This window comes from Paractinoplanes lichenicola (assembly GCF_016785085.1).
Classification (GTDB): domain Bacteria; phylum Actinomycetota; class Actinomycetes; order Mycobacteriales; family Micromonosporaceae; genus Actinoplanes; species Actinoplanes lichenicola.
The window spans coordinates 64,311-77,526 of the sequence record NZ_JAENHO010000021.1; the positions used below are offsets into that span (position 1 = coordinate 64,311).

Annotated in this window: 13 protein-coding genes; 7 read left to right on the forward strand and 6 right to left on the reverse strand. The window is 69.6% G+C overall.

The genetic code is table 11. From position 1 onward, the window contains the following. Window positions 1-43: 43 nt before the first annotated feature. Window positions 44-1,042 (reverse strand): TerC family protein, encoded by a 999-nt coding sequence (locus JKJ07_RS46165; protein WP_203078141.1) that lies wholly within the window; start codon window positions 1,040-1,042, stop codon window positions 44-46. Between the two features lie 570 nt (window positions 1,043-1,612). Here JKJ07_RS46165 and JKJ07_RS46170 point away from each other — a divergent pair. The 3 genes from JKJ07_RS46170 to JKJ07_RS46180 are packed head-to-tail and all read left to right on the forward strand — an operon-like array spanning window position 1,613 to window position 4,425. Further along, the gene (locus JKJ07_RS46170; protein WP_184949403.1) at window positions 1,613-2,263 is read left to right on the forward strand and encodes a GOLPH3/VPS74 family protein; all 651 of its coding nucleotides are present in this window, start codon (window positions 1,613-1,615) and stop codon (window positions 2,261-2,263) included. A 51-nt stretch (window positions 2,264-2,314) separates the two neighbouring features. Then, window positions 2,315-3,829, forward strand: coding sequence for an APC family permease (locus JKJ07_RS46175; protein ID WP_203078142.1), 1,515 nt, complete (start codon window positions 2,315-2,317; stop codon window positions 3,827-3,829). Further along, window positions 3,826-4,425, forward strand: coding sequence for a GNAT family N-acetyltransferase (locus JKJ07_RS46180; protein ID WP_203078143.1), 600 nt, complete (start codon window positions 3,826-3,828; stop codon window positions 4,423-4,425). The genes JKJ07_RS46175 and JKJ07_RS46180 overlap by 4 nt, the downstream gene beginning before the upstream one ends. Window positions 4,426-4,468: 43 nt before the next feature. On the opposite strand, the gene JKJ07_RS46185 is transcribed toward JKJ07_RS46180, so the two are convergent. The 5 genes from JKJ07_RS46185 to JKJ07_RS46205 form a co-directional block, all read right to left on the reverse strand. Next, complete coding sequence (locus JKJ07_RS46185; protein WP_203078144.1) at window positions 4,469-6,214, reverse strand: serine/threonine-protein kinase; 1,746 nt, start codon at window positions 6,212-6,214, stop codon at window positions 4,469-4,471. A 165-nt stretch (window positions 6,215-6,379) separates the two neighbouring features. Next, entirely contained in the window at window positions 6,380-6,766 is a 387-nt protein-coding gene (locus JKJ07_RS46190) for a VOC family protein (protein WP_203078145.1), read from the reverse strand. Further along, complete coding sequence (locus tag JKJ07_RS46195) at window positions 6,766-7,056, reverse strand: ArsR/SmtB family transcription factor (protein ID WP_203078146.1); 291 nt, start codon at window positions 7,054-7,056, stop codon at window positions 6,766-6,768. Before JKJ07_RS46195 ends, JKJ07_RS46190 begins: the two co-directional genes overlap by 1 nt. A gap of 40 nt (window positions 7,057-7,096) precedes the next feature. Then, on the reverse strand, window positions 7,097-7,732 hold the full coding sequence (locus JKJ07_RS46200) for a hypothetical protein (RefSeq protein WP_203078147.1): 636 nt from the start codon (window positions 7,730-7,732) through the stop codon (window positions 7,097-7,099). Between the two features lie 27 nt (window positions 7,733-7,759). Beyond that, window positions 7,760-8,515: a GntR family transcriptional regulator gene (locus JKJ07_RS46205; RefSeq protein ID WP_203078148.1), complete on the reverse strand. Its 756-nt coding sequence runs from the start codon at window positions 8,513-8,515 to the stop codon at window positions 7,760-7,762. Window positions 8,516-8,700: 185 nt separating this feature from the next. Here JKJ07_RS46205 and iolC point away from each other — a divergent pair, with 185 nt between their 5' ends. The 4 genes from iolC to iolD are packed head-to-tail and all read left to right on the forward strand — an operon-like array spanning window position 8,701 to window position 13,214. Continuing rightward, window positions 8,701-9,627: a 5-dehydro-2-deoxygluconokinase gene (iolC, locus tag JKJ07_RS46210; RefSeq protein WP_236031297.1), complete on the forward strand. Its 927-nt coding sequence runs from the start codon at window positions 8,701-8,703 to the stop codon at window positions 9,625-9,627. After that, window positions 9,620-10,477: a Cgl0159 family (beta/alpha)8-fold protein gene (locus JKJ07_RS46215; RefSeq protein ID WP_203078150.1), complete on the forward strand. Its 858-nt coding sequence runs from the start codon at window positions 9,620-9,622 to the stop codon at window positions 10,475-10,477. The genes iolC and JKJ07_RS46215 overlap by 8 nt, the downstream gene beginning before the upstream one ends. After that, entirely contained in the window at window positions 10,474-11,364 is an 891-nt protein-coding gene (gene iolB, locus JKJ07_RS46220) for a 5-deoxy-glucuronate isomerase (RefSeq protein ID WP_307834795.1), read from the forward strand. The genes JKJ07_RS46215 and iolB overlap by 4 nt, the downstream gene beginning before the upstream one ends. Further along, on the forward strand, window positions 11,361-13,214 hold the full coding sequence (iolD, locus tag JKJ07_RS46225; protein ID WP_203078151.1) for a 3D-(3,5/4)-trihydroxycyclohexane-1,2-dione acylhydrolase (decyclizing): 1,854 nt from the start codon (window positions 11,361-11,363) through the stop codon (window positions 13,212-13,214). Before iolB ends, iolD begins: the two co-directional genes overlap by 4 nt. Window positions 13,215-13,216: the final 2 nt, after the last annotated feature.

Sequence of the window (13,216 nt, forward strand, 5' to 3'; positions counted from 1 at the left end):
CGGCCCCGGAGATCGCTCCGGGGCCGGCTTTCTCGTTTCCGGGTCAGCCGCGGCGTTCCTTGTCGGAGGCGCGCAGGCTGCCGGCGTGGGCCTTGGTGTCCGGATCCTTGCGCGACTTCATCAGGCTGGCCACGGTCGTGACGGCCAGGACGCCGATGATGACGATGAGCGAGAGCGAGGTCGGGATCTCCGGCGCCGACTTGGTGATGTCCTCGTGCAGCCAGTGCAGGATCAGCTTGACGCCGATGAAGGCCAGGATGACCGACAGGCCCGCCGAGAGGTAGACCAGGCGGTCGAGCAGGCCCTTGACGAGGAAGAACAGCGCTCGCAGGCCGAGCAGGGCGAAGGCGTTGGCCGCGAAGACGATGAACGCCTCGTTGGTCACGCCGAACACGGCCGGGATGGAGTCGAGCGCGAACAGCAGGTCGGAGCTGCCGATCGCGATCAGCACGATGAACATCGGCGTGACGACCCGGCGGCCGTCCACCTTGGTGATCATCTTGCCGCCGATGTAGTCGTCGGTGACCGGCAGGAACCGCTTGCTGGCCTTGACCAGGGCGTTGTCCTCGACGTCGGGATCCTCGTCGCGATGCCGGAACAGCTGCACCGCCGTGAAGATCAGCAACAGGCCGAAGAGCAGGAACATGAACGAGAAGGCGTTGAGCAGCGTCGCGCCGAGGGCGATGAAGATGACCCGCAGAATCAGCGCGATGATGATGCCGAAGGTCAGGACCTCCTGCTGATACTTCTCGGGCACGGCGAACGTGGTCATGATGATCACGAAGACGAAGAGGTTGTCGACCGACAGGCTCTTCTCGACGATGTAGCCGGCGAAATACTGAGCGCCGAAGTCCCAGCCGGCTACCTGGCCGAAGACGATGCCGAACGCGACCGCGACGGCGATGTAGAAGACGGACCAGACTGCCGCCTCGCGGAAGCCGACGGCGTGCGGCCTGAGCACGCCGAGAGTCAGGTCGAGGGCGAGCAGGGCGACGATGACCCCGATGGTCAGCGTCCAGCCGAGCGCGTTGACCTCAAGCATGGGGAAGGAACCTCCGGGCGATAAGCGGGGGGCAACCTGTTGATCGTCCTCGGTTGACCTGGGAGCTTGCTGAAGGCGACCCTGTCTAGCTGGGATTTTAGCTTCCGAAGGGAATCGCGCCACTCGGAACGGCAGTTTCCCGCGGCCATGCTCGCCGGGGCGGCCGATCAAACGGTCGATGACTACCCTCAGTGCTGCTGCATTCTTTTCACCACTGTCCGTCATCGTTACTTGAGGCTTCGGCCGTCCCGCTCCGGCGGTACGCCAAATGCATCGACCGACGTGCATCAAACAGTTTTTTCTGATTCGCGCTCAACTCGTTTGGAAGCAAAAGATACCTGGTCAGAGACATGATGCAGAATGCATTCTCGATCTGCCCACATCGGACCAAAATTGGGTCCCAAGAGGACGTTGCGCGACGTTGACCTCGCTGGCATGCTACGCGATGTCGTTCTGGGGGACGCAGACCGTAACGTTGGTTCATAGCTGTAAGCATCACTTTCGGTAATCGCGGGGCGAGGTTAGCGCGCGTCACCCCGCGTGAGTACCGGAGTGGAGAGGAGAAGTGCCGTGACGGCATCGGCACAGCTACCCCTCGCCGACGATCTCTTCCTCACCGCGCACGACACGGTCAAGGGCAAGTGCCTGCTCTCCCCGGCGACGCTCGGCCTCGGCATGGCCGCCGCCCTCATCGGAGAGCTCGTGCTCTGGCGCCGCCTCGACGTGGTGGACGGAAAACTCCAGATCATCGACGACCGACCCACCGGCGATCCCGCCGCGAACGCCGTTCTCGACCAGCTGCTGCGCGAGGGCCACCACCGGCTCGTCCGGGACTGGATCTCGTTCCTCGCCACCGGCGTCGCGACCGACCTGGTCGAACGCCGGCTCGCCCGGGCTGCCCTCGTGCAGCGGCAGGAGAAGCGGGGCCTGTTCGGCAGCAAGGTCTCCTTCGTGCCCTCCGACTCGATGATCGCCGGCTGGCCCGCCACCCGGATCCGCACGTTCGTCGGCCGCGGCGAGCTGCTCGACATCCCCGACCTGGTCCTCACCGGGCTGATCCTGGCCACCGGTCTCGACCAGCACGTCTTCCTCACCCTCGACACCCGTGACCGCACGGCGCTGTTCGACCAGCTCAAGCGCAGGCTGCCGGCCATGCTGCTCGAGCTCGTGGGCCAGGCCGAGGCCGCGGTGGGCGACGCCGTGATGGCCCGGCGCGCCTGACCCTCCCCGAACCCTTCTCAAACCCCCTTCTCAACCCCTCCTGGAGAACGCGTGTCCGCCACCACTACCAAACCGCCCCAGAGCCAGCTCTCGACAGCTTTGGCTCGCGACCGCCTCGGCGTCGCCGCGGTGGTCTTCTTCGTCATGTCGGCCGCCGCGCCGCTCACCGTCGTCGCCGGTGTCGTGCCGACCGGCCTCGCCGTCACGGGGCTGACGAGCATCTCCATCGCCTTCGTGGCGGTCGCCGTCGTGCTCGCGATCTTCGCGGTCGGCTACGTCGCCATGGCCCGGCACATCGCCAACGCCGGCGCGTTCTACGCCTACATCTCGCAGGGCATCGGCCGCCCGCTCGGCGTCGGCGCGTCCTGGGTGGCGCTGCTCGCCTACAACATGTTCCAGATCGCCGCGTACGGCGGCTTCGGCGCGATCGCGTCCCCGCTGTTCGACAAGTGGTTCGGCCTGGACGTCTCGTGGTGGGTGCTCGCGCTCGTCGTGTGGGCGCTGACCGCCGTCCTCGGCGTCCGCGACGTCGCCGTCAACGGCAAGGTCCTGGCCACCCTGCTGGTCGCCGAGATCATCGTCGTCTTCGCGTTCAGCATCGCCGACATCTTCTCGCCGAACTTCCAGGCCTCCTCGGCCCCCGTCGACGTGACCAGCCTGGCCGGCGCCGGCTCGGGCGCGCTGCTGGCCATGGCGATCACCGGCTTCGTCGGCTTCGAGCAGTCCGTGGTGTTCAGCGAGGAGTCGCGCGACCCGCGCCGTACGGTGCCTCGCGCCACCTACATCGCCATCTCGCTGATCGCCGTGCTCTACGGCTTCGCGGCCTGGGCGATGATCTCGGGCGCCGGTGACGACGTCGTCGGCCGGGCCGGCGCCGAGGGCCCCGACCTGTTCTTCAACGTCGCCTCCGACCAGCTCGGCGGGCGCGCCGTCGACCTCGGCTACGCGCTCTTCCTGACGTCGCTGATCGCCGCGATGATCTCGTTCCACAACATCATCGCCCGCTACATGTTCTCGCTCGGCCGCGAGGGCGTGCTGCCGCGCGCCTTCGGCCGTACGGTGCCCGGAACCGGCGCCCCCAAGAACGGCTCGCTGATCCAGAGCGCGCTCGGCCTGGCCGTCATCGTCGTCTACGCCGTCGCGGGCTGGGACCCGCTGGTCAACCTGTTCTTCTGGGGCGGCAGCGGCGGCGGCATCGGCGTGCTCCTGCTGATCACGCTGACCTCGATCGCGGTCATCGGCTACTTCGTCAAGCACCCCGAGGGCGAGGACTTCTGGCACCGCCTCGGCGCGCCCGTCCTGGGCACGGTCCTGCTGCTGATCATGTCGTACCTGGCGCTGAGCAACATCGCCACGCTGTTCGGTGTCGAGGAGGGCAGCAAGCCGACCTGGGTCGTGCCGCTCGCGTTCGCCGTCCTGCTGGTCGCGGGCGTCGCCTGGGCGCTGATCCTGCGCAGCACCCGTCCCCAGGTGTACGCGGGCATCGGCCTGGGCGCCCGCAGTGCCTCCTCGACCGGCGGCTTCTCGGCCGCCCTGGCTTCCACCGACGCTAAGGACCACCAGTGACGTACCCCGAGATCCGCCCGGCCCGCGACGAGGAGATCCCCGCCGTCGGCCACCTGATCAGCCACTCCTTCTTCGACCTCGACGCGAACGCCTACCTGGTGCCGCCGCTCGACGACCGGTTGAAGGTGATGGCCGACTTCTTCACGCTGCTGACCGAGCACGCCCAGAAGTACGGCCGGGTCGACGTGATCGACCTGCCCGACGGGGGCGGACTGGCCGCGACCGCGGTGTGGTTCGACTACACCCGCGAGGCGCCCGACCCCGAGGCGTACGAGGAAAGGCTGAACGCCCTGGCCGGCGAGTACATCGACCGGTTCGTCGCGCTGGACCTGCTGTTCGAGAAGCACCACCCGCACGACGCGCACTGGCACCTCGCGTTCCTGGCCGTCCACCCCGACCACCAGGAGCACGGCCTCGGCAGCAAGCTGATGGCCCGCACCCACGAGGAGCTCGACAAGGCCGGCGTCCCGGCCTATCTGGAGGCCACGAACCACAACAACGTGCGCCTCTACCACCGGGTCGGGTATGCCGACATGGACCCGTTCGAGATGCTGCTGCCCGACGGCACTCCCTTCTATCGCATGTGGCGCGCCTGACGGTGCTGTGCGGGGGCGCGGCCACCGTCCGGCCGCGCCCCGCTCACCAGCTGAACTCCGGCCCGCGTGCGGTGCCGCCCGGGAGCAGCGGCCGGGACGTGTATTCCCACGTCTGCACCAGCACCAGCCGCCGCCCGTGCGGGGGATTCAGGTCGACCGGTCCGCACGAGTGCTTCAGCGCGAAGTCGGTGAACATCAAACCCTCGCACTTGTACGGTCCGGCCAGCACCTCGTTGCTCGAGGCGTCCCGCAGGGTCAGCGCGATGTCGGCCTGCACGCCCGGCATCGCCTCCATCTGACCCACCACCCGTACGCCGCCACCCAGCGCATGACAGGGCCGCGCCAGCACCGGGTGGCCCAGATCCCAGTCGTACTGGTCGCCGCACTGCCACGGGCCGAACGTCGCCTCGGCCCGCGCGCCGCCCGGCCCGGCCGAGGCGCCCACCCCCACTCCCACGCCGACGCCCCCGCCGCCCGGCTTCGCGATTCGGGTCGGCGTGACCGTGGGCGTGGCCGCCGCCTCGGGCAGCGCCGGTGGGGGACTCGGGGCCACGGCCGCGAGCGCCGGCAGCCCGGCGGCCGCCGCCGCGGACGGGTTGCCGCTCGCCCCGGCCGCGCCGCTGGGGCCCAACCGGCTCTGCCCGCTCGGTCCTGACTTCGGCGCGGACTGCGGGGCGGCCACGGCCGGGTCGCCGCCGCTGTCACGCAGCAACTGCCACGCGTTGAAGCCGCTCACGCCGGACATGGCCAGGATTCCGGCCATCAGCGCGACCATCGCCCACGGCCGCCGCCACATCCACGAGCGGGGGCCGTTGCGCGGCCGCTTGCGGGCGGGGGTGCGGCGGACCGACGGGTGCGGCACCGCGCGCACGCCGAGGTGAGGCGTGGCGGTGAGGACTTCCTCCCGTTCCGGCTCGGGGACGGGCAGCGCGGGCACCCCGGCCGTCGCGCGGGCCAGCTCGCGCAGCGCGGCGCCCAGCTCGGCGGCGGTCGGGCGGCGGTCCGGGTCCTTGGTCAGGCACCACGTGATCAGTTCCCACACCGGGTGCGGCAGGCCGGGCGGGCGTTGCGGGGTCTCGTCGAGATGCCCGCGGAGCACCGCGAGCGGCTCTCCCGCGTACGGGGGAAAGCCTGTGACCAGCTCGAAGAGGACGACCCCGGCCGAGTAGACGTCGGACGCGGGCACCGCCTCGCCCTGGATCGCCTCGGGCGCCATGTAATGCGGCGTGCCCACGATGGCCTGCGGGGTGGTGAGACCGGCGGTGTCGAGCACCCGGGCGATGCCGAAATCGGTCAGGCGCACCGCGAGCCGGCCACCGTCGTCCTGCAGCAGGATGTTGTCGGGCTTGACGTCGCGGTGCACCACCCCCAGCTCGTGGGCCTGGGTGAGGGCGGCGGCGACCTGGGCCAGCAGGTCGGCGGCGTCGGCCGGGGCCAAAGTGCCCTCGGCGCGCAGGTGGGTGCGCAGGCTGCCGCCCGAGACGTAATCCATGACCAGGGCCAGCGACCCGCCCGCGCTGAACAGGTCGCGGACGCCGACGATGTTCTCGTGGCGCATCATCATCAGGATCGTGCGCTCCTGCACGAACCGGATGACCAGCTTGGGCTGACGCAATAGGCCCTCGTGCAGCAGCTTGACCGCGACGTCGGCGCCCGACGACCGGTCGATGCCGCGCCAGACCGTGCCGGTGGCGCCATGACCCACCGGGCAGACCAGGACGTACGAGTTGCCGACGAGGCGGCCGCTGAGATCGGCCGTGGCCGCCCCGTCGGGGATGCCGTCAGTCATGGAGGGGAGTGACCGCACGTGACGTCGAATCCTTCCGATCGGTGTCTGGCGACGACGATCGTCCGGATCGATCCGTATTGAGGCAACCTTTCGATGCCCGATCTGTCATGGATGGCGAGTCACGTCCGGAAGCCGTCACCTCACCGTGAGTGACTCGTTCCTCTCTTACTTCATCTGCACGATCTGGATCAGGTTGCCGCACGTGTCGTCGAGCACCGCGGTCCAGAGCGGGCCGAGGTCGGCCGGCTCCTGGGTGAACCGGACGCCGAGGCCGCGCAGCCGCTCGAACTCGGCGGGCACGTCCTTGACCGTGAACTGCGTGTACGGCACACCGTCGGCGACCAGGGCGGCCTTGAACGGCTTGGCGGCCGGGTGGCCCTCGGGCTCGAGCAGCAGTTCGCAGCCCTCCGGATCCTCGGGGGAGACGACGGTCAGCCAGCGCGCGTCGCCGGTCGGCACGTCGTGCTTCTTGACGAAGCCGAGCACGTCGACGTAGAACCGCTCGGCCTTGGCCTGGTCGTCCACGATGACGCTGGTGATGGTGATCCGCATCAGTTCTCCTTGTGCCATCTCTCGGTGAGACGCTGTAGGGGAGTGGTGTCGAGGTAGTGGAACTTGTAACGCCCGTCCTTGCGGCTGCTCACCAGCCCGGCCGCGGCGAGCGTGTCGAGATGCTGCGAGATCGCCTGCCGGGACGACTGCAGCTGATATTTCATGGCCAGCCGCGAACAGATCTCGAACAACGTCTGCCCGTCCCGCTCGGCCAGCTCATCCAGAATCTTGCGCCGCGTCGGATCGGCCAGCGCCTTGAACACGCTCTCCTCCGCCGCCGACTCGCTCACCCCGCCATGATAGGCAAGCCGCCACTTGCCTATCAAGAGGTCAGGAAAGGTCCAGGCGCCGCCAGGAGGGACCCGCGTATGGCGGTGGGGTTTCCTGGTCCGCCTTGATGGCGTGCCACTCCGCGGGCCATTGCGGGGGCGGGCCGGCGAGCACGGCCCGGATCGCGGTGGCGCTCTTGTCGGGCTGGTTCTCGTCCCAAGGCGCTCGTACGAAGATCTGATACTCGCCCGGTGCCTCGAGCCACACCTCGAGCTCGCCGGCGCTCCTCACGCTGACCCTGAGTCCCTCGAGTCCCGGGGGCAGGGCAAGATCGGCGAGGATGAGCCGCCCGGCCCGGCGCTCGGGCGTCTCCCAATCACGTTCGGCGTCGAGGCGGGACACCTCGGCGTCATAAGCCTCGGCGTCGAACAGCGTCGCGCGGCCGCTCCATTCCCAGCGCACTGCGTCGCCCTCGCGGCGGATCCGGGCCTCGACGGCGACGCAATCCGGGCCGCAACTCGGGCAGCAGGCGATCAAGGCGCTCGTCGGCTCGCCCGTAGCCACGAAACGATTCACCGGCACCAGCACGTGCCACGGGTCGACGCCGCCGTTGCCGTCAGCCCGGCTGATGTCGACGCCGTCGATCCGCACGATCACCCGGAGGCTCTCCACAGACAACGCCAGCACGGACTTCACGCCCATGAAACTAGCGCTGCCTTGAACTCAGCCGGCGCTGAGGTTGATCTCGAAGCTGTAGCGACTCGCGCGGTAGACGTGGCTGCCGTATTCGAGGGCGCGGCCGCCCGCGTCCCAGGCTGTGCGGGTCATGGTGAGCAGGGAGGCGCCGCGCTTTTCCTGTAGGACCTTGGCTTCGGCTGAGGTAGCAGAGCGGGCTCCGATGACCTGGGTGGCGATGCGCGGGGTTAGGCCGCCCGAGCGCAGCAGTTCGTAAAGCCCGTGGCCGGCCAGGTCGTCGCCGGTCAGGGGGAGGACGTCGAGCGGGATGGCGTTGTGCATGAGGGCCAGGGGCTCGCCGCCGGCGTAGCGGAGGCGTTCGATCCACGTGACGGGTGTGCCGGGGGCGATCTCGAGCGCCGTGGCGACCGTGTCGGAGGCGGGCATCACTTCGAGGCGCAGCACCTCCGTACGGGGGGCGCGGTCGCCGGCGACCAGGTCGTCGTAGAGGCTGGACAGCTCGACCGGGCGGCGGACCTTGGGGTGCACGACCTGGGTGCCGACGCCGCGTTTGCGGACGAGCATGCCGCGTTCGACCAGATATTGGATGGCGCGGCGGGTCGTCGGGCGGGACACCCCGAGCCGCTCGGCGAGATCCACTTCGTTCTCGATGCGGGCGCCGACGCCGATCTCGCCCTTCTCGATCAACTCTTGCAGACGCGTCGCCACCTGGAAATACAGCGGCACAGGGCTGCTCCGGTCGACCTCGACCGGACGAATACGACCTTGCAGATCGGACGGCACCGCGACCCCTCGCTCCCCGGGTTTGTCCTAACAAACTACCTCAGTTTGTCATGACAAAGTATTGACGTACGCGGGTCGAAGTTATTACATCGAAGGCAGCAAACCTAGTGTCACCCAATCGTCACTGAGCCGTAATCAAGCAGCAGGCCGGAGGCTGACGCATGCCCGCCGACGAGGTACTGACAATGGGACGCATAGGCGTCGACCTGTACCCGCAGCAGACCGGGGTGTCGCTGCGGGAGGTCCGGACCTTCGAGAAGTTCCTCGGTGGCAGCGCGTCCAATGTGGCCGTGGCCGCGGCGCGTTACGGCCGGCGCTCGGCGGTGATCACGCGGACCGGCGACGACCCGTTCGGCGAGTTCCTGCACGACGCCCTGCGCGGGTTCGGGGTGGACGATCGCTTCGTGACGCCGGTGGCCTCGCTGCCGACCCCGGTGACGTTCTGCGAGATCTTCCCGCCGGACGACTTCCCGCTCTACTTCTACCGGTTCCCCAAGGCGCCCGACCTCGAGATCCACCCGTCCGAACTGGACTACGACGCGATCCACGAGGCCGACATCTTCTGGGTCACCGGGACGGGGCTTTCCCAAGAGCCTTCCCGTACGGCCACCCTGACCGCACTCAGGCATCGCGCCAAGAAAGGCATCACCGTCTTCGACCTCGACTATCGGCCCATGTTCTGGCAGTCCCGGGAGGAAGCCCGGCACTGGTATGCGCACGCGCTGCCCTACGCCACGGTCGCCGTCGGCAATCTCGACGAGGCTGACACGGCGGTGGCCGCGCGCAAACCGGACGAGGCCGCACAAAAACTGCACGAGGCCGGCATCGAGCTGGCTGTCATCAAGCAGGGACCGGCCGGCGTCCTCGCCTCCGACGGAGCAAATCGGACAGAGGTGCCGCCGGTGCCGGTCGACGTCGTGAACGGCCTCGGCGCCGGTGACGCCTTCGGGGGCGCCCTCTGCCACGGCCTGCTGGCCGGCTGGGAGCTCGAGGCGACGATGCGCTTCGCCAACGCCGCCGGAGCCATCGTCGCCTCGCGCCTGTCCTGCGCCGACGCCATGCCGACCGAAGCCGAAGTCCGTGCCCTGATGGGGGAGTCCACGAATGCCTGATCTCGACGACCTCCTGGACATCCGCACCCGCCGCCCGGCCGCGATCGCCGCCGCCACCTCGGCCCGGCGCCGGCCCACGTCGCTGTTCGGCCCGCACGGCAAGCTGATGATCATCGCGGCCGACCACCCGGCCCGCGGCGCGTTGCGGGCCGGCGACGACCCCCTCGCGATGGCCAACCGGGCCGACCTGCTCGACCGCATCCGTACGGCGTTGTCGCGGCCCGGCGTGAACGGCGTGCTCGGCACCCCCGACATCCTCGAGGACCTGCTGCTGCTGGGCGCGCTCGACGACAAGGTCGTGATCGGCTCGATGAACCGGGGCGGGCTGGCCGGCACGTCGTTCGAGATCGACGACCGGTTCACCGCGTACGACGCCGAGAGCATCACGACGGCCGGGTTCGAGGGCGGCAAGATGCTGCTGCGGATCGACCCGGCCGACCCGGGCACGGTGACGACGCTGGAGTCGTGCGGCGCGGCGGTCAGCGAGCTGGCGGCCCGGCGGCGGATGGCGATGGTCGAGCCGTTCATCTCACACCGCGTCGACGGGCGGGTCCGCAACGAGCTGACCGCCGAGGCGATGATGCGCGCGATGACCGTGGCGGCCGGCCTGGGCACCACGTCCGCCTACACCTGGCTCAAGGTGCCGGTGGTGCGCGACATGGAACGCGTCATGGCGTCGACCACGCTGCCCGCGCTGATCCTGGGCGGGGAGGGCGAGGCGGCGTACGGGGAATGGCGTAAGGCTCTTGACCTGCCGACCGTGCAGGGGCTCGTGATCGGGCGGTCGCTGCTCTATCCGGCGGCCGGCTCGGTCAGCGACGCCGTCGACCGGGCGGTGAGTCTGCTGTGAGGCCTTTCGTGAATCCGCTGATGCCCAGCGGCAGCACCGCCGACAAGCCGTTCGACGTGGTCGTCACGCCCGAGAATGCCGGCTGGGACTACAGCGGGCTGCGCATCCTCGACCTGCCGGTGGGCGCGCGGGCCAAGTTCTCGACCGGCGACGACGAGATGCTCGTGCTGCCGCTGGCCGGGGGCTGCGACGTGACCTGCGACGACGAGCGGATGACGCTGACCGGCCGGCGCTCGGTCTTCACCCGGGTGACCGATTTCGCCTACGTGCCGCGCGACGCCACGGTGACCGTACGGGCGCCCAACGGGGGCCGATTCGCGCTGCCCTCGGCGCGGGCGACCAGACGACTGCCCTTCCGGTACGGATCCGCCGACGACGTCGCTGTCGAGTTGCGCGGCGCGGGGCAGGCCAGCCGGCAGGTCAACAACTTCTGCACGCCGGAGCGGTTCGAGGCCGACCGGCTGATCGCGTGCGAGGTGCTCACCCCGGGCGGCAACTGGTCGTCGTATCCGCCGCACAAGCACGACGAGCCGGGCGAGGGGGAGTCGTCGCTCGAGGAGATCTACTACTTCGAGGTCGCCCCGTCGCCGTCGGGCACCCCGGGCAGCGCCTATCAACGGGTGTACGGGCATCCCGACCGGCCGATCGACGTGTGCGCCGAGGTGAAGAGCGGCGACGTGGTGCTCATCCCGTACGGGTGGCACGGGCCGTCGATGGCCGCGCCCGGCTACGACCTCTACTACCTCAACGTGATGGCCGGCCCCGGCGAGCGCGAATGGCTCGTGCGCGACGACCCGGCGCACGGCTGGGTGCGGGCCGCCTGGGACGGCGTCGACGTCGACCCGCGCCTGCCCCTGACCTCCAGCAAGGAAAGGACGCGTTCGTGAGACTCACCGTAGGGCAGGCCGTGGTGCGGTTCCTGGCCAACCAGTGGACCGAGCGGGACGGGGTCGAGCGCCGGGCGATCGCGGGCTGCTTCGGGATCTTCGGGCACGGCAACGTCGCCGGTCTGGGCCAGGCCCTCTTGCAGGCCCAGCGCACCGGCGAGGCCGACTTGCCGTACCGGCTGGCCCGCAACGAGCAGGCCATGGTGCACGCGGCGGCCGGGTTCGCCCGGATGAGCAACCGGCTGCAGGCGTACGCGTGCACCGCCTCGATCGGTCCCGGCTCGACCAACATGCTGACCGGCGCGGCCCTGGCCACGGTCAACCGGCTGCCGGTGCTGCTGCTGCCGTCCGACATCTTCGCCACCCGGGTCGCGGCGCCGGTGCTGCAGGAGCTCGAGGATCCGACCGGTTACGACGTCTCGGTCAACGACGCGTTCCGCCCGCTGTCGCGCTTCTTCGACCGGGTGTGGCGTCCCGAGCAGCTGCCGTCGGCCCTGCTGGGCGCCATGCGGGTGCTGACCGACCCGGCCGAGACAGGCGCGGTCACCGTTTGTCTTCCCCAAGACCTTCAGGCCGAGGCGTACGAGTTCCCCGACGCGTTGTTCGCCAAGCGGGTCTGGCACGTCGTCCGCCCGCCGGCCGAGGCGTCCTTCGTGTCCCGGGCAGCCGCCGTTGTCAAAACAGCGCAGCGCCCGTTGATCATCGCGGGTGGCGGCGTCATCTACTCGGAGGCGTCGGGCGAGCTCGACCAGTTCGCCCGCGAGACCGGCATCCCGGTGGCCGACACCCAGGCCGGCAAGGGCGCGCTGAGCTGGGACCATCCGCAGTCGGTGGGCGGCGTCGGCTCCACCGGCAGCCCGGTCGCCAACCGCCTGGCCCGCGAGGCCGACGTGATCATCGGGGTCGGCACCCGCTACAGCGACTTCACCACCGCTTCCCGTACGGCATTCCAGCACCCGGACGTGAAGTTCGTGAACATCAACGTGGCCGGGTTCGACGCCGCCAAGCAGTCCGCGTACCCCATCGTCGCCGATGCCCGGGCCGGGTTGTCCGCGCTGCTCGGGGCATTGGACGGCTCTTCCTGGGAACTTGATCATGCGGCTGAGGTCGCGGCCTGGCAGGCCACGGTCGACCACGCCTATCACCTGGGGCACGGGCCGCTGCCGTCCCAGCCCGAGGTGATCGGGGCCGTCAACGACGCCTGCGGCGCCCGGGACGTGGTCGTGCAGGCGGCCGGCAGCCTGCCCGGCGACCTGCAAATGCTGTGGCGGGCCCGCGACCCGAAGCAGTATCACGTCGAGTACGGCTACTCGTGCATGGGCTTCGAGATCGCCGGGGCGCTCGGCATCAAGCTGGCCGACCCCAGCCGCGAGGTCTTCGCGATGGTTGGCGACGGCTCGTACCTGATGATGGCGCAGGAGATCGTTACCGCCGTGGCCGACGGCATCAAGCTCGTCATCGTCCTCATCCAGAATCACGGTTTCGCCTCGATCGGGTCGCTGTCGGAGTCGCTCGGCTCGCAGCGGTTCGGCACCAGCTACCGCTACCGCGGGGCGAGCGGCGACTACGACGGCGGACACCTGCCCGTCGACCTGGCCGCGAACGCCGAGTCGCTGGGCGCGAACGTCATCCGCTGCCGCACGATCGCCGACCTGGCCGACGGGCTCAAGCGCGCGCGGGAGGCCGATCGCCTGACCGTCGTGCACATCGAGACCGACCCGCTCGCCCCGGTGCCGTCCTCCGAATCCTGGTGGGACGTGCCGGTTCCCGCGGTTTCTTCGCTGACCTCCACTCAGGATGCGCGGACGGCTTATGACGCCGCCAAGCGTCTCCAACGCCCCTATCTGTAAGG